28 protein-coding genes are annotated in these 25,480 nt (G+C 72.3%); 5 read left to right on the top strand and 23 right to left on the bottom strand.

Annotated elements, in window-relative coordinates:
- Positions 1-47: 47 nt before the first annotated feature.
- The 6 genes from AB0K15_RS06690 to AB0K15_RS06665 all read right to left on the bottom strand — a co-directional run bounded on the left by AB0K15_RS06690 (position 48) and on the right by AB0K15_RS06665 (position 3,066).
- Positions 48-245 carry an antitoxin gene (locus tag AB0K15_RS06690; RefSeq protein WP_285968502.1) on the bottom strand — a complete coding sequence of 66 codons (198 nt, stop codon included), beginning with the start codon at positions 243-245 and terminating at the stop codon, positions 48-50.
- Between the two features lie 114 nt (positions 246-359).
- A complete protein-coding gene (locus tag AB0K15_RS06685) occupies positions 360-659 on the bottom strand; it encodes a putative quinol monooxygenase (protein WP_364046323.1) in 300 nt (99 codons plus the stop codon).
- A 49-nt stretch (positions 660-708) separates the two neighbouring features.
- Positions 709-975, bottom strand: coding sequence for a hypothetical protein (locus AB0K15_RS06680; protein ID WP_364046321.1), 267 nt, complete (start codon positions 973-975; stop codon positions 709-711).
- A 71-nt stretch (positions 976-1,046) separates the two neighbouring features.
- The gene (locus AB0K15_RS06675) at positions 1,047-1,304 is read right to left on the bottom strand and encodes a non-oxidative hydroxyarylic acid decarboxylases subunit D (protein ID WP_364046319.1); all 258 of its coding nucleotides are present in this window, start codon (positions 1,302-1,304) and stop codon (positions 1,047-1,049) included.
- 23 nt (positions 1,305-1,327) lie between these two features.
- Entirely contained in the window at positions 1,328-2,749 is a 1,422-nt protein-coding gene (locus tag AB0K15_RS06670; protein ID WP_364046317.1) for a non-oxidative hydroxyarylic acid decarboxylases subunit C, read from the bottom strand.
- Complete coding sequence (locus AB0K15_RS06665) at positions 2,719-3,066, bottom strand: hypothetical protein (RefSeq protein WP_364046315.1); 348 nt, start codon at positions 3,064-3,066, stop codon at positions 2,719-2,721. Before AB0K15_RS06665 ends, AB0K15_RS06670 begins: the two co-directional genes overlap by 31 nt.
- Before the next feature lie 77 nt (positions 3,067-3,143).
- Here AB0K15_RS06665 and AB0K15_RS06660 point away from each other — a divergent pair, with 77 nt between their 5' ends.
- Both AB0K15_RS06660 and AB0K15_RS06655 read left to right on the top strand, forming a co-directional pair.
- Positions 3,144-3,551, top strand: a complete 408-nt coding sequence (locus AB0K15_RS06660; RefSeq protein WP_364046313.1) for a MarR family winged helix-turn-helix transcriptional regulator — start codon at positions 3,144-3,146, stop codon at positions 3,549-3,551.
- A 45-nt stretch (positions 3,552-3,596) separates the two neighbouring features.
- The gene (locus AB0K15_RS06655) at positions 3,597-4,691 is read left to right on the top strand and encodes a CaiB/BaiF CoA-transferase family protein (RefSeq protein WP_364046312.1); all 1,095 of its coding nucleotides are present in this window, start codon (positions 3,597-3,599) and stop codon (positions 4,689-4,691) included.
- On the opposite strand, the gene AB0K15_RS06650 is transcribed toward AB0K15_RS06655, so the two are convergent.
- From AB0K15_RS06650 to AB0K15_RS06640, 3 genes are all read right to left on the bottom strand, one after another.
- Entirely contained in the window at positions 4,669-5,031 is a 363-nt protein-coding gene (locus AB0K15_RS06650) for an MFS transporter (protein ID WP_364046310.1), read from the bottom strand. The genes AB0K15_RS06655 and AB0K15_RS06650 overlap by 23 nt on opposite strands.
- The gene (locus tag AB0K15_RS06645) at positions 4,986-5,873 is read right to left on the bottom strand and encodes an MFS transporter (protein WP_364046308.1); all 888 of its coding nucleotides are present in this window, start codon (positions 5,871-5,873) and stop codon (positions 4,986-4,988) included. The genes AB0K15_RS06650 and AB0K15_RS06645 overlap by 46 nt, the downstream gene beginning before the upstream one ends.
- Before the next feature lie 1,144 nt (positions 5,874-7,017).
- On the bottom strand, positions 7,018-7,953 hold the full coding sequence (locus tag AB0K15_RS06640) for a LysR family transcriptional regulator (protein WP_364046306.1): 936 nt from the start codon (positions 7,951-7,953) through the stop codon (positions 7,018-7,020).
- Positions 7,954-8,145: 192 nt separating this feature from the next.
- On the opposite strand from AB0K15_RS06640, the gene AB0K15_RS06635 reads away from it, so the two are divergent.
- The gene (locus AB0K15_RS06635) at positions 8,146-9,792 is read left to right on the top strand and encodes an MFS transporter (protein ID WP_364046304.1); all 1,647 of its coding nucleotides are present in this window, start codon (positions 8,146-8,148) and stop codon (positions 9,790-9,792) included.
- Positions 9,720-10,160 (top strand): Imm7 family immunity protein, encoded by a 441-nt coding sequence (locus AB0K15_RS06630; protein ID WP_364046303.1) that lies wholly within the window; start codon positions 9,720-9,722, stop codon positions 10,158-10,160. Before AB0K15_RS06635 ends, AB0K15_RS06630 begins: the two co-directional genes overlap by 73 nt.
- Here the strand turns inward: AB0K15_RS06630 and AB0K15_RS06625 are convergent.
- From AB0K15_RS06625 to AB0K15_RS06560, 14 genes are all read right to left on the bottom strand, one after another.
- Entirely contained in the window at positions 10,120-11,337 is a 1,218-nt protein-coding gene (locus AB0K15_RS06625) for a cytochrome P450 (protein WP_364046301.1), read from the bottom strand. The genes AB0K15_RS06630 and AB0K15_RS06625 overlap by 41 nt on opposite strands.
- Before the next feature lie 227 nt (positions 11,338-11,564).
- On the bottom strand, positions 11,565-13,124 hold the full coding sequence (locus AB0K15_RS06620) for a metallophosphoesterase family protein (RefSeq protein WP_364046299.1): 1,560 nt from the start codon (positions 13,122-13,124) through the stop codon (positions 11,565-11,567).
- 171 nt (positions 13,125-13,295) lie between these two features.
- Positions 13,296-13,832, bottom strand: a complete 537-nt coding sequence (locus AB0K15_RS06615; RefSeq protein WP_364046297.1) for an HD domain-containing protein — start codon at positions 13,830-13,832, stop codon at positions 13,296-13,298.
- Entirely contained in the window at positions 13,829-14,650 is an 822-nt protein-coding gene (locus AB0K15_RS06610; RefSeq protein WP_364046295.1) for an inositol monophosphatase family protein, read from the bottom strand. The genes AB0K15_RS06615 and AB0K15_RS06610 overlap by 4 nt, the downstream gene beginning before the upstream one ends.
- The gene (locus AB0K15_RS06605) at positions 14,647-15,852 is read right to left on the bottom strand and encodes an alpha-D-ribose 1-methylphosphonate 5-triphosphate diphosphatase (protein WP_364046293.1); all 1,206 of its coding nucleotides are present in this window, start codon (positions 15,850-15,852) and stop codon (positions 14,647-14,649) included. Before AB0K15_RS06605 ends, AB0K15_RS06610 begins: the two co-directional genes overlap by 4 nt.
- 88 nt (positions 15,853-15,940) lie before the next feature.
- Entirely contained in the window at positions 15,941-16,678 is a 738-nt protein-coding gene (locus AB0K15_RS06600) for an ATP-binding cassette domain-containing protein (protein ID WP_360591814.1), read from the bottom strand.
- 5 nt (positions 16,679-16,683) lie between these two features.
- Complete coding sequence (locus AB0K15_RS06595; protein ID WP_364046291.1) at positions 16,684-18,501, bottom strand: alpha-D-ribose 1-methylphosphonate 5-phosphate C-P-lyase PhnJ; 1,818 nt, start codon at positions 18,499-18,501, stop codon at positions 16,684-16,686.
- A complete protein-coding gene (locus AB0K15_RS06590; RefSeq protein WP_364046289.1) occupies positions 18,501-19,616 on the bottom strand; it encodes a carbon-phosphorus lyase complex subunit PhnI in 1,116 nt (371 codons plus the stop codon). Before AB0K15_RS06590 ends, AB0K15_RS06595 begins: the two co-directional genes overlap by 1 nt.
- Entirely contained in the window at positions 19,616-20,197 is a 582-nt protein-coding gene (phnH, locus tag AB0K15_RS06585) for a phosphonate C-P lyase system protein PhnH (RefSeq protein WP_364046678.1), read from the bottom strand. The genes AB0K15_RS06590 and phnH overlap by 1 nt, the downstream gene beginning before the upstream one ends.
- Positions 20,198-20,202: 5 nt before the next feature.
- Complete coding sequence (phnG, locus tag AB0K15_RS06580; RefSeq protein WP_364046287.1) at positions 20,203-20,637, bottom strand: phosphonate C-P lyase system protein PhnG; 435 nt, start codon at positions 20,635-20,637, stop codon at positions 20,203-20,205.
- A complete protein-coding gene (locus AB0K15_RS06575) occupies positions 20,630-21,379 on the bottom strand; it encodes a GntR family transcriptional regulator (RefSeq protein ID WP_364046285.1) in 750 nt (249 codons plus the stop codon). The genes phnG and AB0K15_RS06575 overlap by 8 nt, the downstream gene beginning before the upstream one ends.
- 96 nt (positions 21,380-21,475) lie before the next feature.
- Positions 21,476-23,122: a phosphonate ABC transporter, permease protein PhnE gene (phnE, locus tag AB0K15_RS06570; protein WP_364046283.1), complete on the bottom strand. Its 1,647-nt coding sequence runs from the start codon at positions 23,120-23,122 to the stop codon at positions 21,476-21,478.
- Positions 23,119-23,907, bottom strand: a complete 789-nt coding sequence (gene phnC / locus AB0K15_RS06565) for a phosphonate ABC transporter ATP-binding protein (protein ID WP_364046281.1) — start codon at positions 23,905-23,907, stop codon at positions 23,119-23,121. Before phnC ends, phnE begins: the two co-directional genes overlap by 4 nt.
- Positions 23,904-24,863 (bottom strand): phosphate/phosphite/phosphonate ABC transporter substrate-binding protein, encoded by a 960-nt coding sequence (locus AB0K15_RS06560; RefSeq protein WP_364046279.1) that lies wholly within the window; start codon positions 24,861-24,863, stop codon positions 23,904-23,906. The genes phnC and AB0K15_RS06560 overlap by 4 nt, the downstream gene beginning before the upstream one ends.
- A gap of 227 nt (positions 24,864-25,090) precedes the next feature.
- On the opposite strand from AB0K15_RS06560, the gene AB0K15_RS06555 reads away from it, so the two are divergent.
- On the top strand, positions 25,091-25,246 hold the full coding sequence (locus AB0K15_RS06555) for a hypothetical protein (RefSeq protein WP_364046277.1): 156 nt from the start codon (positions 25,091-25,093) through the stop codon (positions 25,244-25,246).
- Positions 25,247-25,480 lie beyond the last annotated feature (234 nt).

Below are 25,480 nucleotides of genomic sequence, written 5' to 3'. Positions count from 1 at the left end.
CCGGCTCGGGATACCGGCGGGGAGGCCCCTCTGTGGCGCGGCCGCGACTACTGCTGCTGCTGGTCGTCGCCGCCGAAGCGTTCCTTCAGCTTGTCGGCACCCTGGTGGATCTGGTCACCGTGCTTGCCGCCGGTCTTCTCATCGGCGAAGTCGGCGGCCTTGTCGACGCCCTGGCCGACCTTGTCCGGGTGCTGGCCCGCGAACTCCTGCAGCTTCTCCTTGGCCTTGTCGAACATGCCGTCCATCTCGCGCTCCCTTCCGTCGTGCCGAATTCCAGTGGACGATCCGAGGAGTACCCAGCAGTTCACCGGGTCAGCCTCATTGTCCCCTCATCGGGTGAGGTGGGAGCGGAAGGTTTTTCAGTTGAAGCGGCCGGCTCCGTCGATGTAGGACACCTTGTCGACGGTGATCCCGCCGTCGAGCAGCTCGTCGGCCCGCGCGACCAGGCCGCGCAGCGCGTCGTTGCCACTGTGGACCTTCAGCGCGTCGAGGTCGGCGAACATCTCGTAGAAGACGAAGTCGTCCTCACGCTTGTTCAGCAGGTAGAGCAGCGTGCCCTCCTCCTGCCGAGCCGCGTCGACGAGCCCCCGCAGCAGCTGCTCCACCTCCGCCTCTTTGCCCGCTTTGGGACGGATGTAGGCGATCTGCGCGACTGTCATTCCTGACCTCCAAGACGAGGGTGTTCCCGGCTTCCCCAACCTACTGGGTTCAGGGCGTGACGGTGCTGTGGTGTTGGAAAGGCCATTGCGCCACCGGACGCGCGAGCAGCTCCTCCGGCGGGTCGGGCAGCCGCGGGGGAACGGCGGTCCAGCGCGCGATGACCACCACGCGGTCCTGGCCGCCCAGGTAGACGTCGGCACCGGCGAAGTGCTCCGTGGCCGTGAGTTCCGGCACGGCGGTGGCTTCGACCCACGCCAGCAGGTCCTGCTGGCGGCCCGGTGCTGCGCGGACTTCCCACATCAGTGTGTCGCTCATGGCCGCGACTCTACTGTGCCGATCGCTACTGATCCGACCACAGCCACGGCCGAATGGCTTCGCAGCAACGGTTACGTGCCGCGTGGGGGTCGGCCTACTTTTGGCCGGATCAGTAGCGGCGGCACTGTGGGCACGTCGGTGGCGGAGGCGATGTCCTGCGCGGTCAGGCGGAATGCTTCGGGGTAGTGCGCACGCCGGGTGCGGCGGGCCGGTTCGGTGCTGCGCCAGGTGTAGCGGCAGCGCGCGCACTGGTGGACGGTCCACACGCCGGCCACAGGGGAGTCGGCGAGCTTCGCGACGTCGGGGTGGTCACAACGGGGGCAGGTCACGGGCGGGGCACCTTCCGGGGCGGTCATCGGGCGGCCAACCGGCGCAGTTTGTCCACCCACGCGGCGGTTTCCGGCAGGTCCTTCACCGGCTGGCTGAAGTGGCCGCGCTCGTCCGGGGCGACGGGGGTGGTCGCGTCGATGATCATCTTGTGGGTGATGCCGGCCGGGTCGGCCGCCGGATCGAGGGCCACGACGGGCAGGTTCGGCAGCACCATCACGTCGCCGGCGGGGTTGACCTTGGTGGACACCGCCCACATGACCCGGGGCAGGTCGAACGGGTCCACGTCCTCGTCGACCACGATCACCGTCTTCAGGTACCCGAGGCCGTGCGGCGTGGTCATGGCGCGCATGCCGACGGCTTTCGCGAAGCCGCCGTAGCGCGACTTCGTGGAGATGACCGCCAGCAGACCGTGGGTGTACATGGCGTTCACGGCCCGCACCTCGGGGAACTCCGCCGTGAGCTGCTGGTGGATCGGCACGCAGGTGTTGGCGGCCATCAGGAAGTCGATCTCGGTCCACGGCATGCCGAGGTAGAGCGATTCGAACACCGGGTGCGTGCGGTGGGAGATCCGGTCGATCCGGATCACGGGCATGCTGCGCCCGCCGGAGTAGTGGCCGGTGAACTCGCCGAACGGGCCTTCCAGCTCGCGGCGCCGGCCGACGATCACACCCTCCAGCACCACTTCCGCACCCCACGGCACGTCGAGGCCGGTCAGCGGCGCGGCCGTGACGGGGGCGGGGGCGCCGCGCAGGGCGCCGGCCAGCTCGTATTCGTTCTGGTCGTAGGCCAGGGGAGTGGCGGCCACGATGGGGATCACCGGGTCGTTGCCCAGCGCGATCGCCACCGGCAGGTCTTCCCCCGCGCGCTCGGCCTTGGCCAGCTGCAGTGCGATGTCGTGCATCGGCACGGGCTGGATGCCCAGCTCGGCGCGGCCTTTCACCTGCAGGCGGTAGATGCCGACGTTCTGCTTGCCGTCGTTGCCGGGATCCTCGGGATCGCGTGAGACGACGGCAGCCTTGTCCAGGTAGAAGCCGCCGTCGCCGTCGTTGAGGCGGAACAGGGGCAGCACGGAGAACAGGTCGACGGCCTCGCCTTCGAGCACGTTGTCCGCCCACGGCGGGTCTTCGCGGCGCTCCACGGGCACGGGGAAGGTCTCCCAGCGTCGGATGAACTCCGCGACCTGGTCCTTCACGCCCGTGCCGGCGGGCAGCCCGAGCGCGAGCGCGTGATTGGCCCAGGAACCGTGGACGTTGAGGGCGACGCGGGCGTCGGTGAAGCCTTCGAGGTTGTCGAAGTACAACGCGGGGGCGGCGTCGCCGAGTTTCGGTGCGGCATTCGCGGCCGCGGCGAGGTCGGGCTCGGGGGAGACCTGCTCGGTCACCCGGAGCAGCTGGCCCTCTTTGTCGAGCGTGGTCAGGAACGACCTGAGGTCGTCGTGGGGCATGGGTCCTCCTGCGGGTTCAGCCCGGTCCAGCGGCGGGCCGCGGGCGCGGACAGGCCGAACTGGTCGAGCACGCGAGCGACGACGTGGTCGAGCACGTCGTCGAGCGACTGCGGGCGGTGGGAGAAGGCCGGCATCGGCGGCACCACGACCGCGCCCATGCGGGTGAGCGCGAGCAGGTTCTCCAGGTGGAGGGTGGTGCGGGCCCGGCGGCTCAGCACCAGGTGCGTCTCCACGTCGGGCATCGCGCGCAGCACCTCGAGCGGCCGGATGCCGAACGGGGCGCCGGTCGCGCCCGTCATGCCGACGATCAGCCGCACGGTGGCACCTCCTCGCGGTTCTTCCGGCCAAATAAGTTCGTATACGAACCGTTCGTATTCATACTAACATGGCGATCATGACGAGCCGGATGGACGAGTCGGTCTTCCACGCGCTGCGGCGCGCGATGCAGGAGCACGGCGCCCGTTGGCAGGCGAAGCTGCCAGGGCTCACGAAGCCGCAGTACGCCGTGCTCGTGGCGATCTCGGAGACGCCGGGGCTCGACCAGGCGTCGGCGGGGCAGCGGGCCGCGACGGACAAGGCGACGCTCGCGAACCTGCTGCTGCGCCTGGAAGAACGCGGGTTGATCACGCGCACGGTGGGCACCGACCGGCGCCGCCGCGAGCTGCGGCTCACGCCGGCGGGGGAGGAGCTGCTCGCCACGGCGACACCCGTCGTCGATCGGGTGAACGAGTCGATGCTCGCGCCGCTCGACGACGAGGAACGGCGCCGGCTCGTGGCGCTGCTCACCAAACTGGCTCTCTGACGCCCGGTAGGGTCGGGCGATCGGCACCGGAGCTGAGGAGGGCACGTGGCGGGACCGCTGAGCGGACTGAAGGTCGTGGAGCTGGCCGGGATCGGCCCGGGCCCGCACGCCTGCATGGTGCTCGCCGACCTGGGGGCCGACGTCGTGCGCGTGGAGCGTCCGTCGGGCTCGCTCGACCTCACCGGCGGCAAGGCGGACCCGTTGCTGCGCGGCCGGCGCTCCGTCGCCGCCGACCTGAAGACGCCCGAAGGCCGTGACCTCGTGCTGCGGCTCGCGGCGAAGGCCGACGTGCTGGTGGAGGGCCTGCGTCCGGGCGTCACCGAACGTCTCGGCGTCGGCCCGGCCGACTGCCACGCGCTCAACCCGCGGCTGGTCTACGGCCGGATGACCGGCTGGGGCCAGGAGGGCCCGCTGGCGCAGCGCGCCGGGCACGACATCAACTACATCGGCCTCGTCGGCGTGCTCAACGCGATCGGCCGCGCGGGCGAGCGGCCGGTGCCGCCGCTCAACCTCGTGGGCGACTTCGGCGGCGGGTCGATGTTCCTGCTCGTCGGCGTGCTTTCCGCGCTGTGGGAACGGGAGCGCACGGGCCTGGGACAGGTCGTGGACGCCGCGATGGTCGACGGCACGAGCGTGCTCGCGCTGATGGTGTGGTCGTTGCGCGGCCTCGGCGTGTGGTCCGACGAGCGCGGCGTGAACCTGCTCGACGGCGGCGCGCCCTTCTACGACACGTACGTGTGCGCGGACGGCCGCTACGTCGCCGTCGGCGCGCTGGAGCCGCAGTTCTACGCGGCGCTGCTCGCCGGGCTCGGCCTGGACGCCGCGGATCTCCCGCCGCAGCTGGAGAAAACGAGCTGGCCGACGCTGCGGGCCGAGTTCACCAAGGCGTTCCTCTCGCGCCCGCGCGACGAGTGGGCCGAGGTGTTCGGCGGCGTCGACGCGTGCGTCACCCCGGTGCTGGAGCCGGACGAGGTCGCCGCGCACCCGCACATCGCGGCGCGCGCCGGTCTCGTCGAGCTGGACGGGGTGCTGCAGCCCGCCCCCGCGCCGCGGTTTTCACGGACGGCACCGGATCTGCCGTCTTCGCCGCCGAAGCCGGGCGCCGACACGGAAGCGGTCATCGCCGACTGGGGCGTGTGACCGGTTCCTCACCGCGTCGCGGGGCCAGGCTCAGCACGGCCACCGCGACCACTGCGCCGCACGCGCCGACTAACACGAACACCGCCGGGTAGCCCGGCGACAGCGAGATCTGGCCGATCAGCAGCGGGCCGAACGCGTTGGCGAGGCGGCCGGCGCCGTAGCAGAGGCCGGTGGCGCTCGCGCGGATCTCGGCGGGGAACAGCCGCGGCGTGTGCGAGTAGAGGAGCGCGACGAGCGTCTGGTTCAGTGCGGCCACGAGGAAACCGAAGACCACGATGGCGACGGGCGCGAACGTCAGTCCATACGCGACACCCGCGCCGGCGAAGAGCAGGCTGAACACCGTGCCGGGGCCGCGCAGGCCGAAGCGGTCGGCGACGGGCCGGCGAGCAGTGCGCCGGGGACCGCGCCGAGGGTGGTCAGCGCGGCGTAGCCGACGCTGTGGGTGAGGGTGAAACCGTGCTCGTGCACCAGGGTCGGCGCGAACGAGGCGAACCCGTAGTCGCCGATGGTGAGGAAGATCCAGGCGGTCGCCAGCATGGTCGTGCGGCGGGCGAAGCGGCCGCGGAAGAGCCGCAGCGGTGTCCCGGCCGCCGGGGTGCGCCGCCACGCCGGTGATTCCGGCAGCCACCGGGTGATCACCAGCGGCACGACGCCGAGCGCGCCGAAGACGAACACGAGCCGCCAGCTCTGCGGGCCCGGCCCGATGACGGCTCTCGCGAAGAACGCCATGGCCGGGATGCCGAGCAGCCCGGCGGCGAGCGTGCCGGCCTGGACCCGGCCGCGGCGGTGCTCGGGGACGAGCTCCGTCAGGTAGGTGACCGCGACGACGGTCGTCGCGCCGAGCCCGCAACCGGTGAGGAAGCGGGTGGCCAGCAGGCTGATCGTTCGAACGCGCCCGCGATGGCCAGGGAGCAGGGAGAACCACAGCACGGAGTCGCGCAGTGCGCGCTTGCGTCCGGCCCGCTCGGCCACGCGGCCGCCGGCCGTGGCGCCGGCGAACATGCCGAGAAATCCCGCTGCCGTCACGACGGAGATCTCGCGCAGCCCGAGGTGCAGCGCGTGGTGGACCGCCGGGGCGACGTAGGCGAAGGAGTTGATGTCGGCCAGCTCGAACGCGAAGCAGAGCGCGAGTGTGCCGGCCACTTTCCGTTCGTGGCGGCCGAGCCGGGCGGGCAGCGTCACGTCAGTCCCTTTCGGACATCAGTGCGAAGCGGCCGCTGGTGGTGCCGCTCCGGTTACCGCGGTACCGCCCCGCCGAGGGTGGTGGCGGGGCGGCACCTGATCGGGCGCGGTGGGGTCACCGATCGGCGCCGGACACCACCTCGGCGGGCGGTGTGGTCTCGGCACCGAGCGCGCACGCGAGTGCGGCGAGCTCGGCGGCTCCCAGGGGTTGAGCCGGCGGGTTCACCAGTCGGCCTTGCGGGTGGGGGAAACAGCGTTCGTCGTCACGGGACAGGCTCCTTTGCTCGATCGGCAGAAGGGGGCACGAGCGGGGAAAGGGGAAGTCTCGGAGTGGGCGGTGCCGGAGCCGCGGCTTCTCCCGCGGGGCATTTCGCAACGGCTCGGTTCGGCACCGCCGAGCCCCGGGGGAGCTTCCGGCATCGGGAATCCCGGAGCGGGAGGCGGAGACAGCGGAACGGCCGCGGCACACGTCCCCCTGGTGCTGCCCGCGGTCACCGGTCGGCCCCCTCGGCCGGCCGGGTCCGCCACGAGCAGCACCCCGGGCTCGGACACCACGCCCGGGCCCCACACGGCGGCGCCCCGCCGCCGTGCCGCCCTGGACCCGAGAACAGCGGCGCCGAGATCGTGAACCCCGGCGAGAGGGCCGCTGTCGAGGAGCTGGCCGCGCCGGTTGTGCACCGTCCGCCCCGGTGTCACGACCCGATCAGCGCGGCCGGGTTCCCGGCTGCGCAGACCCATCGGCGCGCCCTGGCCCGTGCCGCTGCTTTCGCACGCGGCGGCCGGGAATGCCTCGGAGGCCCGCAGCAGGCTGCCCCCAGCGTGCGTCTCGCGCCTGCCCAGCGCCACGACCGAGGCCGTACGGCCGGTTTGGGGTCCGGTGGCCGCACGCGCATTGGTCGGCGTGCCTGGCCGGGGCATCAAGCCGTCCCGCACGTCGGCCATTCCGAGCGGCCGCACACGCGAGACCGTTTCGCCGCGTCCCCGAGCCGTGGTCGCTGCCGGCAGGCTGCGCAGGGTTGCCGCGGAAGGGGTCGCGCGCACCCGTGTGGAGGACTCCGGGGTCCTCGGGTGGGCGGTGGTGGCGGCCATGATCACAAAGCGTAGGGAGCCGAGTGGTGGTGAACAACGCCATCGCGCGGCGGGATCATTGCGCGCGGCGTAACGGTCGGGACATGCGTTTGCCGTGGGCGCGGGCGATGCGCGCGAGGGTTTGCACGCTGTCGGCGACGGTGGAGCTGCGGTGCCACGCCAGGAAGATCGTGCGGCCGGAAAAGGACGGATCGTCGATGGGGATGCGGGTGATGCGGGGGTGCTGGTGGTCGTTCATGCCCTCCGGGACCACCGACACGCCGATCCCCGCGCCGACCATGGATTCGACGACGAACAGGTCGTTGCCCTCCACCGTGATCCGCGGGACGAAGCCGGCCCGAGCGCACGCGTTGACCATGTGCGTGCGGCTGCTGGACCCCGGTTCCATCGCGACGAACGGCCGCTCGCTCACCTCGCGCAGAGACACGCGCTCGCGCCCGGCGAGCTCGTCGCCGACCGGAACGGCCAGCAGCAGCGACTCGGTGAACAGCGGCTCCACCACGAGGTCCGATTCGGTCGGCGCCACCGAGGAGAAGGCGGCGTCGGCGTCGCCGCGCAGCAGCGTCTCGACGACGCCCGTGGCGGGGCTTTGCGTGCAGCGCAGGCGCAGCTCGGGGCGTTCGGCGAGCAGGCCGGCGAGCACGCCGGGCACGAAACCCAGCCCGAGCGAGTACGTGTGCGCGATCCGCAGCAGCCGCTGCGGCTCGCCGGCGTCCGCGAGGGCGGCTCCGACCGCGTCGGATCGCGCGCGCAGCACGGCGTGGGCTTCGCGCACCAGCACGTGCCCCGCCGGGAGCATCCGCACGCGGCGGCCGTCCTGCTCGACCAGCCGGATCTCCAGCTTCCGCTCCAGCGCGCGGATCCCGCGCTGGACCGTCGCCACGCTCACGCCGAGCTCCGCGGCCGTCTGCCCGAAGTGCTCGGTGTCGGCGAAGCTCAGCAGCAGCTCCAGGTCCGCGAAAGTGACCTTGCCGGCGCGTCCGTCGTCCACCCGTCCGATTATCCGCCGAGGGCCGAAGTGACGGATGTCGCTGCGAATGTCACCTTTCCGGCCTGGTCGTGCGGGATGTCGTTCCACCAGCGGCGATGGAAGTGCCGGGCGGTGTGAGAGAGGGGGCCGAAAGTACCGTGGCCGCTGCCCCGATGGTCATTTCGGCGCCCCGGCCCCGATATCGTCGTCCGGATGCGGGGGCTGGGGGCGGATTTCCGACGGCTGTGGTGGGCGTTCACCGCGAGCGAGACGGGCTCGGCCGTCGGCTACGGCGCGATGCCCCTCGTGGCGGTGCTGATCCTGCACGCGTCCGCCGCCGAGGTGTCCTTGCTCGCCGCGATCCCCGGCCTCGCCGGCGCGCTGATCTCGCTGCCGATCGGCGGGTTCGTGGAGTTCCGCCGCAAACGGCCGGTGCTGATCACCGCCGACGTCGTGCGCTTCGCGGCCCTCGCGAGCGTGCCGGCCGCGATCGGGCTCGGCGTGGTGTCGCTGGCCCAGCTGTACGCGGTCGGAGTCGTGCAGACCGTCGCGCTGGTCGCGTTCACCGCTGCCAGCGGCGCGCACCTGCGGGCACTGGTCACCGCCCGCCAACGCGCCGAAGCCGCCAGCCGGTTCGAGGCCGCGAGCTGGACAGTGAACTCCGCCGGGCCACCCATCGGCGGAGTGCTGGTCTCGCTGACCGGCCCGGCCGTGACGATGCTGATCGACGCCGTCTCCTACCTCGCCTCCGCGCTGGGCGTGCGCTCCCTCCGCGGCCCGGAGCCACCGCCGCCCGCGCGCACCACGCCGGCGCACGTCGGCCGTGACCTCCTCGAGGGCTGGCGCTACCTGCTGCGCAAGCGCGAACTCGCGCTGCTGTTCGCCAACGCGCTGCTCTTCGGCTCGGCCGTGCTGGCCATCTCGCCGCTGGAGACCGTGTTCATGCTCGACGACCTGGGTTTCGCGCCGTGGCAGTACGGCCTCGTCATCGGCCTGCCCTGCCTGGGCGGCGTCCTGGGCGCCCGCCTCGCACCCCGGCTGGCGGCGCGCTTCGGCACGCGCCGGGTGCTGGTCTGGTCGGGGATCGCCCGCACACCGTGGATGCTGGCCATTCCCTTCGTCGGGCGCGGTCTCGGCGGCGTGCTCGCGTTCCTGACGATCGACACCCTGCTGCTGCTCGGTGCCGGGGTGTTCAACCCGCTGTTCAGCGCCCACCGCATGACGTTGACGCGCGAGGACATGATGGCGCGGGTCCTCGCCGGCTGGTCCGCCGGCACCCGCCTGGTCCGGCCGCTGTTCATCGTCGCCGCGGGCGTCCTCGCGAGTGCTGCCGGTGTTCGGATCGCGATCGCGGCCGCGGGTGTCCTTTGCGTTCTCAGTGTCCCGTTGCTCCTGGTCCCCGGAACCCGGGAAACCAGCGCCGAACCTGATTCGGTCACCCCTCGTCCGGCGGCTAGCGTGAGACCCATGGATCTCCCCGACGGTCTTCGCGCTCTGCTGGAACAGCCGAGCCTCTGCTTCATCGCCACCACGATGCCCGACGGCTCGCCGCAGCTGACGCAGACGTGGGTGGACACCGACGGCAAGCACATCCTCGTCAACACGGTCGAGGGTTTCCGCAAGGTGCGCAACATCGAGCGCGACCCGCGAGTGGCGCTGAACATCGCGGACGCGACACATCCGTTCCGCTACTTCACCGTCCGCGGTCGTGTGCTGGAGGCGACCACCGAGGGCGCCGCCGCGCACATCGACAAGCTCGCGCACCGCTACACCGGCCGGCCCTACGCGTGGTACGGCGGCCGCGACCAGGTGCGGCTGCTGCTGCGCATCGAGGCCGAGCACATCGGTTCGATGGGCTAGCACAGCCGCTCGGTGAAGTCGTCGGCGGGAAACTCGGCTGCACCGCCCGGCGGCCCGACCTGGCCTTCCGATCGTGTTCGAGCGCCACGGCCGGATCTCCCTGCGCTCCACCGCCGAAGCGGTCGACCTCGAACCCGCCCCGGCGCCTGGGCGAGATCCGGGCCGAGGCCGACAAGCTCGCCCCCGGTTCGTATGGGCTCGTCCAAGTCCACGACGAGGATCCGGTCCACTCCAACGAGTTCCGCGTTGGCCGGCTCGCTCGTGGAGTCCTCACCGAACACCGCGAGCCCCTCCTCGCCCCGGTTTCGCCACGCTGGCAGACGCGGGCTAGAACAGCCGCACCGGCAGGGACTCGTGCCCGTTGGTGATGAACGACGCCACCGGGCGCAGCTCCTCGGTCGGCACGGCCAGTGCCAGGTCGGGAAATCGGGCGAACAGCGCGGGCAGCGCGATTTCGGCCTCCAGCCGAGCCAGCGGTGCGCCCAGGCAATAGTGGACGCCGTGGCCGAACGCCAGCGACGACTTGTTCGCCCGCGTCACGTCGAAAACGCCGGCGTCGGGCCCGTGGCACGCCTCGTCGCGCCCGGACGGGCCGAACGATGCCAGGATCGGGTCCCCGGCGTGGATGGTGGTGCCGGCGACGTCGATGTCGGCCAGGGCGTAGCGCAGCGGCAGGTGGGAGACCGGTGACTGCCAGCGCAGGCTTTCGTCGATCACGTCGGACCAGCCGCGGTCGCCGTCGAGCACGAGGCGCAGCTGCGCGGGGTGCGTGAGCAGCGCGGCCACGGACTGGTCGAGCAGGTTCACCGTGGTTTCGTGCCCGGCCGTGATCACCAGCATCAGCGAGTCGAGCAGTTCCGCGTCCGTCAGGGCGGAGCCGTCGTCGTCGCGCGCGGAGATGAGCACCGTGGCCAGGTCGTCGCCGGGTTCGGCGCGGCGGGTCTCGACGAGCTCGCCCAGCAGCTCGTACAGCCGCGCGACGTTGGCGGTCGCCTCCTCGGCCGTGGCCGACGTCGCGAACAGCCCCGCCACGCCTTCGCGCAGCCCCGCCCGTGACTCCTCCGGAACGCCCACGAGCAGGCAGACCACCTCGATCGGCAGCGAGTAGCAGTAGTTCTCGCGCAGGTCGGTGTGCGCCGGCCCGGCGGCGAGGCGGTCGAGCAGGTCCTCGGTGAGCTCCTCGATCCGCGGCCGCATGCCCTCGATGCGCCGCGGCGTGAACGCCTGCGACACCAGCGAACGCAGCCGGCGGTGCTCGCTGCCGTAGGCGGTGAACATGTTCCGCACGGACACCCAGATGTGCAGCGGCCAGTCTTCCGGGATCTCGCCCGCGCGGTAGGCGGGCCAGTGCCGCCGCGGGTCCTTCGACACGCGCGGGTCGGTGAGCAGCTGTTTCAACGCGGCGGGGCTCGTGACCGCCCACGCCGGCACGCCACCCGGCAGCTCGACCGGCGTCAGCGGCCCGCGTTCACGCAGCCGCGCCCCTTCGCCGTGCACGTCGCGCGCGGCGGGGTCGAGCACGAAGGGGGTCGCGGTGTGGTCCATCTGCGGGCGCTCCTCGCTGCCGGTGTGTCCACAGAGGACGGATGTCCTGGCACCGGTCCCGGGAACCGTAGCGCGCGACCGACCGGGATCGTGCGCGGGAAGGGGTGCGGATGATCATTCCGGGTGAAGCGCGGCAAGAGGGGTTGACCCGCCGCGAACTCGCTCCGGACGCGGAAAGGGCGCCATCCCGGCCCACCCGGATGGCGCCCCGCCCTCGGAGATTCCGCTCAGCCGTCGGAACGGCGGCGGTGTAGCGAGAACTTCTCGAACACCGAAAGCTCGCCGTGCGGCTTGTTCACGTTGTAGTAGGTCACGTGCATGGTCGTGGTGTCGCCGCGGTGGCGGCCCGGGTCCACGGTGAAGGAGGCGAAGCCGTAAGGGTGCTCCTCGTCGCGGACCGCGCTCCACACGGCCTGCTCCTTCACGTACGTCGACACGCGCTTGCCCGTGCCCGGGTCGGCCTTCGCGGAGACGGCGGTGATGACCTTGCCCGTGCCGTCCTTGAAGAAGCTGCCGTTGGTCGTGCCGGAGACCCCGCCGCCGCCGAGGATCATGTGCACGGTGCCGTGCGAGGCGTCGATGTTGTCGGTCGCGCTCGACACCGGGTTGGGCGTGAGCGTCTCGCTGCCGGAGACCACGCCGTGCACGGCCAGCGAACGCTCGTAGTCGTGCTCGTGCCCGCACAGCACCAGGTCCACGCCGTACTGGTCGAACAGCGGCCCGTACTTCTCGCGCAGGCCGAGGTCGGCGCCGTTGGCGTCCGACGTGCTGATCATGACCTGGTGCATCGCCACGACGATCCAGTCGATGTCGTGCGACGCGCGGGCCGCGGCCAGCTCCTTCTTCAGCCACGCGAGCTGGCGGCCGCCGGAGTAGCCGTTGATGTAGACGTCGCCGCCGTCCTGCAGGGCGTTGTCGTCGTTCTGCAGCACGATCACGCGCACCGAGCCGACGGTGAAGCCGTACCAGAGGCCGGCCAGCTCGCGGTCGGTCTCGGTCGAGGGCAGCTGGAAGTAGGCCTGGTACGCGCCGAGTCCGATTTCGCCGTTGAGCTTCTCGATCTCGTGGTTGCCCGCGGCGGGCATCCACGGCCGGTAGCGCGCGGAGCGGGTGTTGTTGGTGAAGAAGTTGTTCCACGTGCGCACGCGGTCGACGTCGAGGTTCGCGTAGCAGAGGTCGCCGTTGAGCAGGTGGAACAGGGGTGCGACCGTCTCGATGCCGGTGACGATGTCCTTGGTCGCCGGCGTGGAGTTCGCGTCGAGGCCCACGGCACCCTTGGCGTCCCAGGTCACCTGCGGTGCCGCCTGGTCGCCGAAGCTCGTGAACGTGAAGGCCGAGCGGCCGCTCGGGGCGGTGCGGAAGGTGGCCGCGTCGGGCGTGGCGCCGTCGTGCTGCGCGGCGTAGATGTACTCGGTGCCGGGGCGCAGCCGGTCGAGCAGCGCGTGGTGGACCCACACGGTGCGGCCGGACGTGCCGTCGACGTAGGTGCGCGTGTCGGCCTGCGCCACGGCGCCGAAACCGCCGTCGAGCGTCCCGTACAGCACGCGCGGCTTGCGCACGGAGGCTTCGGTGATCCACGAGACCACCATCTGGCGCGCGGGGTCGCGGCCGAAGGTGAGGTGCAGCCCCTGCACCGGCGTGGTGCCGGACCCGACCTGCGGCACGAACGCGGCGCTCTGCGGCGCGGCGGCGGCCACCCCGGTGCCCAGCAGGGGCACGGCGGCGCCCGCGCCCAGCAGGCCCAGAGCCCCCCGGCGGCTGACGGTGTGTTTGCTGGTCTCGGACATGACCCTCCTCGGCTTCGGCCAGCAGAACCTAGGCGCGCCGGCCGACGCGGTGATGAACGAAACCTGTCAGCCGCGTGAAGTGTCTCCGAGCGCGGGCGTCCGCCTTGGGCTGGACGGTCCAATCAGGACACCCGCGCACCGGATCTTTCGGGCATAGGCGGCGAAACCGCGTCAGTGGCTCGCGAGGAACCGGTCGTACGCGGCGACGACGTCGTCGGTCGTGAGCGCCGGGCCGTCCGGGTCCTTGGCGTCGTCGTCCCAGCGGCGGACGAGCACGGCTTCCTCGGCGTTGGGGTGCGAGGCGAACTCCGCGACCTCCTGCGGCGTCATCGGGCCGCCCTGCACCTTCAGCGACGCGACGGACGCGGGGGACAGGTGGTCGTGGTACTCGGCGTCGGTGGCGACGAGGTAGCGCTTGGCCGGCACGTGCTGCGCGATGATCCACGCGGCGCGTTCGCCGAGGTGGCGGCGGGCGAACTCGGCGCCGGACAGCTCGTGCGGCAGGCCCGGCCACTCCTCCCGGACGGCGCGGGCCCGGCCGATGTCGTGCAGCGTCGCGGCGAGGACGAGCTCGTCGCCGCCGCCGTGCCGCGCGGCGAACCAGCCGGCTTGCAGCGCGTGGGTGCGCTGGTCCACGGCTTCGCCGCCGTAGGGCAGGCCGGCGAGGCCGTCGACGAGCTCGGCCAGCTCTTCCCGGGTGAGGGTCACGGCTTCTCCTTCAACGTGCTCACGAGCTCTTCCGCGAGCTCACGGGTGGCGGCGACGACACCGGACCAGCGGCGCGTCAGGTCGGGGTCGATCTCCAGCGGACGCCCGTTCACGTCGAGCACGGCGCCGCCGGCGGCGGGGACCATGACCATCGCCGCGGCCAGGTCCATGATCCGGTGGGTGTCGGAGCCCGCGTCGGCGAACGCGTCGGTGGAGCCCTCGGCGACCAGGGCCGCCTCCAGGCAGCTGGTGGACAGGATCCGCACGCGCGAGGCGCGCTTGGCCACGCGCCACCACGCGTCGTCGTCGGAACCGTGGGGCCGCAGCAGGCTCACGGCCGCGCCGTCGAGCTCGCGGCGGCCCGTGGTGCGGTACGGCGTCGGCCGGCCGGCGACGGCGTGCCAGCAACGGCCGGTGTCGAGCCAGCAGGTCAGGGCCTCGGTCGCGACCCCGTTCACGGCCACGACCCCGGCGAACGCCGAGAGCGGCACGCCGGCGGCCGCGTTGGCGGTACCGTCGACCGGGTCGACCACGAGCGTCACCGACGAACCGTGGTCGATCACGCCGATCTCTTCGCTCAGCAGGTTCACGCGATGCCGGTCGACGACCTCGGCAACGGCGGTGTCCACGAGGATGTCCAGCCGCATCGTCGGCGTCCCGTCGGCGCCGATCTGCGCCTTTTCCGCCAGTTCCGCACGGGTGTGCTTCGCCCGGGCCGCGGCGAACGCGGCGACGGCCACGCGCGTGGCGTCGGCGAGGGCGGGGTGCGTGCCCTCGGGGATCACGGGTTCGGGAACCGGCCAGCCGATGAAGCTCATGCGTTGCTCACCAGGGTGGTGTGGACGACCGGCCACTTCGGGCCCGCCGCGATGAGAGCCAGGTCGGCGCGTTGACCGGGTGCGAGCCGGCCGCGGTCGGCGAGTCCCGCGACGGCCGCGGGACCGCTCGTGACGAGCCCGATGGCTTCGGGCAGGGTCACGAGGCCGTCGTCGGCGAGCGCGAACGCCGCCGCGAGCAGGCCCGAGGGCAGGTAGTCCGAGGCGAGCGCCGTCACCAGGCCCAGCGCGACGAGGTCGCGGCCCGACGCGTTGCCGTTGTGCGAGCCGCCGCGCAGCACGTTCGGCGCGCCCATCACCACGGGCAGGCCGCGCTCGCGGGCCGCCCGCGCCGCCTCGACGGTGGTGGGGAACTCGGCGACCGAGCCGCCGCGCTCCACCAGCTCGCCGATCTCCTGCGCGGACGCGGGATCGTGGCCCAGCAGGCGGATCCGCCCCGCGCGGGCCTGTTCCCCGAGCCACGCCATCGCGTCCTCGCGCACGCCGAGCCGGCCGTCGCGCTCGGAGATCAGGTTCGTCACGTGGTCCGCCGCCTCCTGCGCCGACAGCCCGCGCGCGCCCATGAGGTACCGCTCGTAGTAGCTGCGGTCGGCGTACTGGCCCTGGCCGGGCGTGTGGTCCTCGTGCGACACGAGCGGTGCGACCCCGGTGTCCGGCGCCTCGGCGATCCGGTTCTGCAGCGCCTGCAGGCCTTCGGGGGAGCGGACGTCGAGCCGGTACAGGATCCGGTGGTCGACCAGGCTCGCCGAGCGCTCGTCCACCGCGTGGCACACGTCGTGGGCGCGCTCGACGGTGCGGGCCAGCCCGCGGCCGTGGCTCTGCTCGAACCCGGCGCCGTGGAACGCCGTCGTCACCGCCGCCGCGCGCAGCTTGCCCTCGAACGACAGGAGCGCGAACTCCATCGGCAGTTCGGCGCCCGGCCGCGGCAGGCGTTCCTTCTCCAGCCCGTCGCTGTGCACGTCGACCAGACCGGGCACGCACAGCAGGCCCTGACCGTCCACATCGGCCTCTACGCCGGGCGCGTGCGGCTCCACGGCGGCGACCACGCCATCGCGCACCGCCACGAGCGCGTCGTCGAGCACCCGGTCCGCCAGCACCGCGCGCACGTGCCCGAGCACGTAGCCCGGCGGTGGCGCACCGAGCGTCCATTGGTCCATTCTGGACTCGAAAACCGGCGTCGTCATGCCGCCCCCTCTTCGGACGCGCCAAGGCCCGGCTGTGTCACCACGTCGGCGAGCATGGTGTCGGATGATGCGGACCTGCAAGCAGTCCTCATGCCACTTCCTCCAGAATTTCGTCAGGCGCACCGTCGCGAGCGATGCGGCCGTCGCTCATCAGCACGACGCGGGAAGCCAGGCGCCGCATGGCGTCGAGGTCGTGGAACACCGCCAGCACGGCCACGCCCCGCGCGGTCAGCGAGGCGATGAGCTCCAGGGCGGACTCGCGGTTGGCGGGGTCCAAAGCGGACACCGGCTCGTCGAGCAGCAGCAGGCGCGGTGGCCGGACGGTGCCCGCGGCGAGGTTCACGCGCTGGCGTTCGCCACCCGAGAGCACCGAGCAGTCGACGTCCCACAGCGCCTCGTCGAGGTTGAGCCGCTTCAGCGCTTCGGCGGCCGCTTCGCGTGCCTCGGCCCGGTCCACGCCCCGCCGCCGGGCCGTGGCGGCCACGACCTCGAGCGGTCCCGTGCGCGGGGGAGCGGCCAGGAACTGCGACACGTAGCCGAATTCGCGGCCGCGCACCCGCGCCATCGCGCGGTCGGGCAGCTCCGTCAGCTCGAGCTCGGTGCCGTCGGCGGTGCGCAGCCCGACCGAACCGGAGTCGGGCAGGTAGGTGCGGTTCACGCAGCGCAGCAGCGACGACTTGCCGGCACCGCTGGGCCCGGCGAGCGCCACGTGCTCGCCGGCGCGCACGTCGAGGTCGACGCCGTGCAGCGAGTGCACGGTCCGGCCGTCGATCGTGTGCAGCGTGAACGACTTGCGCAGGCCGCGCAAGGACAGGACGGGGGACACGGGGGTCACCTCCGGGCCGCGGCGACGAGCCGCTGGGTGTAGGGGTGGTGGGGGTCGTGGAAGAGCTGGTCGGTCAGGCCGCGCTCGACCACGCGGCCGAGCTGCATCACGATCGTGCGGTCGGTGAGCGCGTCGATCACCGAGAAGTCGTGGCTCACGACCACGGCCGCGATGTCGCGTTCGGACAGCAGGCCGCGCAGCAGGTCGAGCACACCCGCGGCCACCGACGCGTCGAGCCCGGTGGTCGGCTCGTCGAGCAGCACCACCGGCGGCTCGGTGGCCAGCGCCTTGGCGATCTGCACGCGCTGGCGCATGCCGCCGGAGAACGTCCCCACAGGGTCGTCCATCCGCGACAGCGCCACCTCGACCCGGTCGAGCAGCTCGGCCGCGCGCCGGCGAATGTCGTGGTAGCCGCGCCAGCCCGCCGCGGTGAGGCGCTCGGCGATGTTGCCGCCGGCGCTCACGCGCAGATCGAGCCCGTCGGCCGGGTTCTGGTGGACCACGGCCATCGCGTCCACGCGCAGGCCGCGGCGCTTTGCGTCCGGCAGGGTCAGCAGATCCGTGCGGCCACCGTCCACAGTGGCCAGCCGGACCTCGCCGGCGGTGGCGCGCTCGTCGCCGATCACGCACGCCAGCACGGTCGACTTGCCGGAACCCGACTCGCCGATCACGCCCAGCGCTTCGCCCGGGGCGACGTCGAAGGACACGTCCCAGGCCGCCACGATCGCGCCCGACGCGGGGCTGACGGCCGTGCCGTGCTCAGGGCCGGTGCCGGGCACGGCGTCCGCGCCGCCCGCGCCGTGCACCTTGCCGATGCCGCTCACCTTCAGTGCCCACTCGGGCGCGTCCGCGGCGATCTCGCGCCGCGGCATCTCGCGGTGCTCCGCCGTCACGGTGGCACGGGCGCGGCGGCGCGGATCGGGCAGCATGCTCAGCGGCGCGCGGTGGTGGTGGGCGCTCACGTCGGCGTCGCCCTCGCGCACCCGCGCGCACCACTCGGTGTCGCTGCAGGCGTAGTCGCCGTTCGTGCCCGCGGCGACGAGGAACGCGTCGTCGCGGCCGCACAGCTTGCACACCGCGCCCGGCGTGTACTCGACCTCGAACGGCACGTCGTCGAACGTCAGGGGCGTCACGTCGGTGTTCGGCGGCACGGCGTAGATGCGCTTCTCGCGCCCCGCGCCGAAGAGGTTCAGGTGTGGCGACTGGTGCAGCCGCGGCACGTCCCAGCGCGGGATCGGCGTCGTGGCCATCACGTACCGGCCGCCGACGAGCACGGGGTAGCCGGTGGTGCGGGTGATCATGCCGTTGCGGACGATGTCCTCGTACAGGCTCACCCACATCGCCGAGTAGTCGCCCTCGGCGTGCATCCGGCCGCACTCGGCCATGGACTTCTCCACGCCGCGCAACGGTTCCGGCACCGGCACCTGGTACACGAGCACGTCGCCTTCCGACAACGCCTCCTCGGGCACGCGGTGTCGCGTCTGGACGATGGTGGCTTCGCGCGTGTCGGCCGTCTCGGCCGCGCCGGTGGTGGCGGCGATCATGCGGCGCAGGTTGGTGGCGTTCACGCCGGCGTCGTCGCCCTGGTCGATCACCTTCACGGTGTCGGTCGCGCCGACCACCGCGAGCGTGACCTGCAGGCCGCCGGAACCCCAGCCTCGGGCCACCGGCATCTCGCGGGAGCCGAAGGGCACCTGGTACCCGGGCACGCACACCGCGGTCAGCGCCGCGCGGCGGACCTCGCGCTTGCCGCCCTCGTCGAGGATGCCCGCCGGTTCGGCGACGGCTTCCAGGTCGGTGAGCAGTTGTTCGGTCGTGCTCATCAGCATTCCCCTCCGAAAGGCTCGGATTGCCGGGGCGCCGGTCCGCCACCGGCGGCGGCCGCGGCCTGCAGAGCCCGCTTGCGTTCCACCATCGAGCGGAACGTGACGTAGTGCGGGAGCTTGAGGTGCTCCAGGAAACCGCCGGAGTCGAGCCCGTCGGTGGTGAGCAGCAGCAGCTGCTCCAGCGGGCCGGACTTGCCGAAGCGGCGGTTGGCGATGTCGAGGTTCGCCATCGCGATGGCCTTGCGCTCGTTGTGGCCGAAGCACAGGCCGTAGCCCACGTCGAAGCGGCTGCGGTCCTCCTCGGCACCGTTGAGGTCCTCGATGGCCTCGGCCTCGGTCACGCGGAAGTTGCCGACGGACACGGGGTTGCCGGTGTGCGGGTGCTTCACGCGCAACGGCAGCCGGCCGTGGCGGACCTCGCCGAGCGTGACCTCGTGGAGGTTGCCGTCGGGCCCCAGGATCGAGCGGTACCACAGCGACACCAGCGCACCCGTCTCCGCGCGCGCCATGGCGGCCAGCGCGGCCGAGCGCGGGGCCGGCGGCCGGGCGGGCTTGCGGGTGAGGTCGAACGGCTCGGCGTCCTCGGCTTCACCGCGGTGGTCCACGGCCAGGTCGAGCTCGCGCAGCAGGTCGAGGAACCGCCGCGGCCGACGCTGCTCGTCGGTGCGCGGCTTCGCGGTGCTCGCCGCGTGCTCGGCGGCCTCGGGCTGTTCGGCCGGCTTCTCCAGCAGGCGCCCGGTGTAGTCGGTGGTGCGGCCCAGCAGCTGCGGGCCGTCCGGCTCACGGAACGCCGGCACGATGCGGCGCAGGATCAGCATGTCGTCCGGGTCCACCGGCTCTCCCACGGCCAGCCGCGGCAGCGTGGAGCGGTAGGCGCGCAGCAGGTGCGACGCCTCCAGCGGGTCGCCTTCGGCCTGGCGGAACGCCGCGGCGGCGGTGTCCTCGTCGAACAGGCCGGCTTCGCCCATCACGCGGTCGACCGCGAGCCGGAACCGCGCGACGATCTGCTCGGTGTCGGCCCACGCGACCGGCGCGTGGTCACGGGCGCGGCGCACCAGGTCTTCGGCCGCGAGGATGGCTTCGAGCCCGCCCCGGGCTCCCGAGTACCCCATCAGTCCTCCTCGATGATCGTGGTGGTGCGCGGCAGGCCGACGACGCGGCCGTCGTCCGTCACCAGCAGCACGTCGATCCCCGCCGGGTAGCCGGCGACGGCTTCGGCGCGCGCGGCGACGAACCCCCCGGGCAGGCCGCGCGGGGCCAGGGTCAGTTCGCCGGGAACACCCGGTCCGGAGAGCCGCCAGCGGCGGTCTCCGCCTTCCACATCGGACACCGCGAGAGCGGCCAGCGCGGCGTCCTCCGGGGCCGGCGCATTGCCGCGGCACAGCCGGGTGATCTCGTCGGCGGTCACCGGGCGCACGGCGGCGACGAGCCGGGCGAGCTCGAGCGGCCGGCTCGGTGCGGAGGTCGCCAGCGCGACGGCGTCGACCCACTTCGGGCTCTCTTCCAGCACGCAGACGCCGGTGCCGAGGTCGGCCAGCGCCAGCACCGGGAGCACCGCGGGATCCGTGCTGCGCACGAGATCCCGGGGAAGCTCCTGTGGCGCACCCGGGCGGGAAAGCGCTTCCAGTACAGTGCGGAAGACCTGCTGCGATTCCGCGGGGCGCAGGACCGCGGGGGGAGCGGTGGAGGTCATGGCGGTCACGTCAGCTCCTCGAACTCGACGACGGTCGGGGCCAGCTCGGCCCATTCGCGTTCTTCCCGCTCGACGAGGCGGCGCGCGACCTCCCGGCACAGTTCGTCCACTTCGGACGCGCGGGCCCGGCCGGCCTCGACCTCGGCGTCGAGCACCGCGGCGGCGAGCACGGCCGCGCGGTCGTCGCCCAGGCGCATCGCCCAGCCGCGGTGCCCGGCGAGCTCCACCTCGGCGCGGCACGCGAGCACGTCGCCGAGCAGGAACCGTTCGCCCGCGACGGGTTCACGCACCTGCGTCTGCACGCAGCCGACCTCCGGTGCGAGCAGCACCCGCACGTCGGCGCCGTCGGCGAGGCAGGCGTCGGCGAGCGCCCGCAGTTCGCCGGGTTCGGCTTCGGCCAGCAGGCCGCAGCGCTCCTCCCGGCTCAAGGGGTCAGTCACCCTGTTCTCCTTCACGTTTCGCTGGGAAGGCCGGGTCTTCCAGCTCCACCACCACGCGGACGGCGTCCATGCGCGTCCACGCGCTGCTGGTCATGAGCACCCGGCCGGATTCGGCGTCCCGGTTGACGCTTTCGATGCACCAGACCGGGACCCTGGCCTCGATCTGCAGGCCGCGCAGTACCTCGGCGGGCGGGATGTCCACACTCGCCCGGAACCACGCGCGCACCGGCTGCACGCCGCCCAGCTGCCGTAGCACCAGGTCCACCGACTCCACGCTGTGCAGCGCGAGGTCGAGGTTCGGGGCCACGTCGACCGGGATCAGCTCCTCGGTCCAGGAAGCGAGCAGGTCGTCGATGTAGAAGTGGCGGATCACCCGGTGCACGGGCGAGCCCACCGGCCGCTCCAGCTGCCGGGCGGCCGCCTCGCCGGCCTCGACGCGTTCCACGCCCTTGATCTGCGACCGGGGTGTGGCACCGGCCGCCGCCACCGTGGCGTGCCAGGACGGCGGCCGGCTGTGCGAGATCACGTAGTCGATGCGCCGGCTCACGAACGTGCCGGCGCCCTGCACCCGGCGCACGAGCAGCCGCCGCTCCAGCTCCTGCAGGGCCGAACGGGCGGCCGCCCGGCCGACCCCGAAGCGGGTGGCGAGCTCCGGCTCGCTCGCCACCCGCGTCCCGGGTGCGTAGCCCACCAGCTCGGTGGCCAGCTGGTCGGCGATGTCGAGGTACCTCGTCGAGGTCATGTCACCCACAGTGCTCGGCGGGCTTGTCCGGACAACTGCGCCGTGGCCAACGCCCGCACGCCCGAAGGTGAACATCAGCGACAGTTGTCGCCGCGGCTAGCGCACGACGTGCCGGAGCCAGACCGCGAGCAGCTCCACGAGCAGCACCGTGGCGAAGACCAGCAGCAGCACGGTGGTGACCACGCCGAACTCGATCACCCGGGAAGCGCTGAGCAGATCGAAGCCGATCCCGCCCGCCCCGACGATGCCCAGCAGGGTCGCCGAGCGGATGTTCGTGTCTAGCTGGTAGAGCACGTGGGCCACGAACGCGGGGGCCGCCTGCGGCAGCGTGCCCGTGAAGAACACCTGCCACGGCCCCGCCCCGGTTGCCCGGATCGCCTGCTCGACGCCCGGGTCGACCTCCTCCAGCGAGTCGGCCACGAGCTTGCCCAGCAGCCCGACCGCGCCCACGGCGAGCGCGAGCGTGCCCGCCACCGCGCCGAGGCCGGTGATCACCACGAACACGATCGCCAGCACCAGCTCCGGGATGCCGCGGATCAGCACCACGATCAACCGGAACGTGCGCGCGACCCACGCGGCCGGCGCGACGTTGCGCGCGGCCAGCGACCCGATCGGCACCGCCAGCACCGCCCCGAGCACGGTGGCGCCCAGTGCGATCTGCACGGTGACCCACAGGTCGTCGAGCAGCTGCCCGAAGATCCCGGCCGTCTCGGGCGGCCAGAACAACCCGGCCGTCTGCCCGAGATTGCCCAGGGCGCCGAAGAACTGGGCGGGGTCGAGGTCGGCACCCCACGCGGACGCCGCGATCACCAGCACGGTCACCAGCGCGTAGGCGGCCTGGCGGACCCGTCGGAACGTCCATCCGGGACTGACCTGGTTGCCCCGCTGCACGGGGATCGCCACGGTCTTGCGGGTGTCCTGCCCGCGCAGCAGCGCGCGGCGGATGGCGCCCGAGAGCAGCTCCACCGCGATGCACAGCAGCAGCACCACGAGCGCGAGAGCCATTCCGCGCGGGTAGTCGAGCTGCTGGAACGCCGTGGCGATCGCGTACCCGAGCCCGTCGACACCGACGAACCCGAGCACCACCGACACCCGGAGGTTGATGTCCAGGCGGTGCAACGCGGTCGCCACGAACGCCGGCAGCACTTGCGGGAGCACGCCGGTCACGAGCTCCTGGAACGTCCCGGCGCCGCCCGCCCGCACGGCCGAGCGGGCGCCTTCGTCGATCTGCTCGACGGCGTCGGCGTACATCTTGGCGACCATGCCCACCGAGTGCAGGCCCATGGCCAGCACCCCGGTCATGGCGCCGAGGCCGAAGATGCGGAAGAACACGATGGCGAGCACCACGTCGGGTACCGCCCGGGCCAGCACGATGAGCGTGCGGGCCCCCACGCGCACCGTGCGGTGCGGCGTCGTGTTCACGGCCGCGAGGATCGCCAGCGGCACGCTGATGAGCACCGACAGCAGCGTCGCGGACACCACGATCGCCAGCGTTTTCCCGCACAGCTCGAGCAGTTCGCCCACGGGCGGGAAGTCGAGCGGGAACATCCGGCCGGCGAAGTCGACGGCGTTGTCGGCGCTGTCGACGAACGTGGCGAAGTTGATCTTCAGGTCCGCCACCGCCCACACGCCGAAGGCGACGATCGCGGCGAGGACGAGCCACGCCGCCGTGCCACCGGCGCGGGGCAGGGAGAGGGTCCGCTGCGCCACGCGGGCGGTGGACAGCGGCGGCGCGGCGGTCATCCGACGGCCGCGGGCACGGGCACCGGAGCCGCGGCCACCTTGGCGTACAGGCCCATGGCCGCGTCGCGATCCAGCCCGGCCACCGGGGTGTCGAGCACCGCCTGGCCGCCCCGCAGGCCGACCACCCGGTCGCCCCAGCTCAGCGCCAGGTCGACCTGGTGCAGGCTGCACAGCACCGTGAGCTTCTGCTCGGCCCCGATCTCCCGGATCAGGGCCATGACCTGAGCCGACGACTCGGGGTCGAGCGAGGCCACCGGTTCGTCGGCGAGCAGGATCTCCGGCCGCTGCATCAGCGCCCGCGCCACGGCGACGCGCTGCTGCTGGCCGCCCGAGAGCGTGTCGGCCCGCTGGAACGCGCGGTCCAGCAGCCCCACGCGTTCGAGGTGGCCGAGCGCCTCGATCCGGACGGACTTCGGGTAGGTGACCAGGCCCAGCCGCGGCCCGCGCAGGCGCCCGAGCGCACCGGCGCAGACGTTCTCCAGCACCGTGAGGCTGCCGATCAGGTGGAACTGCTGGAACACGAACCCGATCCGCCGGCGCAGGCGCCGCAGCTCACTGCCGCGGGCCGTGCCGACGTCGGTGCCGAGCACCGTGACCGAGCCGCCGGTGGGCCGCTGCAGCCCGTCGACGTGGCGCAGCAGCGTGGACTTGCCGGAACCCGAGAGCCCGAGCAGCACCACAACCTCACCCGGGTGCACCTTGAGCGAAACCTCGTCCAGTGCCCGGACCTCGGGCCCGAAGTGCTTGCTGACGCCGTCGAAGACGATGACCGGCTCGTCGGTCACGACGCGGTGCACTGCTTGTCCTTGGTAGTCGCGCAGACCTTGCGGACGCCGGCGTAGAACGCGTCGTCGACCTTCGCGTAGCCCCAGTCGCCGGCGTCGTCGACCGCCTTGCAGGTGGTGGAGCAGAAGCCGTTGGCGTTGAGGTAGTCGACGTTGGCCTTGTTCTGGAACACGTCGGTGATCTTCGCCTTGAGGTCGGCGGACAGGTCGTCGTCGATCGCGACCGGCGAGCCGGCGATGATGTCGGACTTCCAGACAGTGTTGATGTCGCCCTGCTTCAGCTGGCCCTTGTCGATCAGGATCTTGTCGACCATGACGTCCTCGGCGAAACCGGCGTCGCACTGGCCGCTGTTGACCGCGAGCACCGAAGCGTCGTGGCCACCGGTCATCACCGGGGTGATGTCCTTGACCGGGTCGATGCCGGCCTGCAGCAGCGCGGCCTTCGGGTACAGGTAGCCCGAGGTCGAAGCCGGGTCGACGAAGCAGATCTTCTTGCCCTTGAAGTCGGCGATGCTCTTGATCGGCGAGCCCGCCTTGGTGATGCCGTAGGACTTGTAGCCGGGGGATTCACCCTTGGCCGTGATCCCGGCGGCGACCGGGGTCGCCTTCACGCCGCTGTTCTTGGCGAGCACGTAGGAGAGCGGGCCGTAGTTGGCGATGTCGACCTTGCCGCTGCGCTGCGCCTCGATCACCGCGGCGTAGTCGGTGGCCGGCTGGAACTTGATCTTCTTGCCGGTCTCCTTCTCCAGGAGGTTGATCACCGGCTGGAAGGACTGCTGGAGGCTCTGCGCGTTTTCGGACGGAACCGCCGAGAAGACGAGCTCATCGGGGTTGCGACCGCCACCATCGGCTGCGTTGCCGGTGTTCGTCGCCGCGCTCTGGCCGCACGCGGCCAGCAGGAAGGCGGCGGCCACGCCGAGGACGGCCGCGGCCGTGCGTCGGGGGAGACGGGACATCGGGGACTCTCCTTCATTTCGCCCGGGCAGGGCGGCAGGTGTTGACGTCCCGAGAGTCGTTCCGGTCGATGCAGGCGAGGAGAAGCCGTGGTTACGCTTCGTAGAACTCCGCACGTCCCTTGTCACAACCCGGGCGGAGGAGTGCTGTAACGGTGACCGGGATCGCGAACCGTGTGCGAACGCCTGCGAGTTGTCATGGTGATCGGGCCGCGGTTCGTGATTCGATCGTGATCCTGAACCCGGGCAACGAGCGGTACGCCAAGGAGATCTCCGCGCAGCCGGCGGCTTTCGCGCGGGACGGGACCGGTGCGGATTTCGGTGCGCCGGTCCCGGCTTGTCCGGAGTGGACACTCGGTGAGCTGGTGGGCACTGGGGACGCGTGATGCGCTGGGCGGCGGCGGTCACGCGGGCCAAGGCGTTCGTGCCCGTCGCTGAACCCGGAGCGGGCAACCCGGCCTGGACGGGGTCACGGACCGGCGGGGGTTCCGGCTGCGCCGCACGACCCAAGCGGCGCGGTGCTGTTCGAGCTGGTCGGCGGGGCGCTCGGGTTCTGGGCCGGGGCCCGTCCGCGACCGTTCCCGGGAATTCAGGATCGATTCAGTGGATTTCTGCTAGCC

This window comes from Amycolatopsis sp. NPDC049253, from assembly GCF_040678995.1.
Classification (GTDB): Bacteria; Actinomycetota; Actinomycetes; order Mycobacteriales; family Pseudonocardiaceae; genus Amycolatopsis.
The sequence above is the reverse complement of the archived record's forward strand: the minus strand, read 5'-3'. Positions and strand labels throughout refer to the sequence as shown.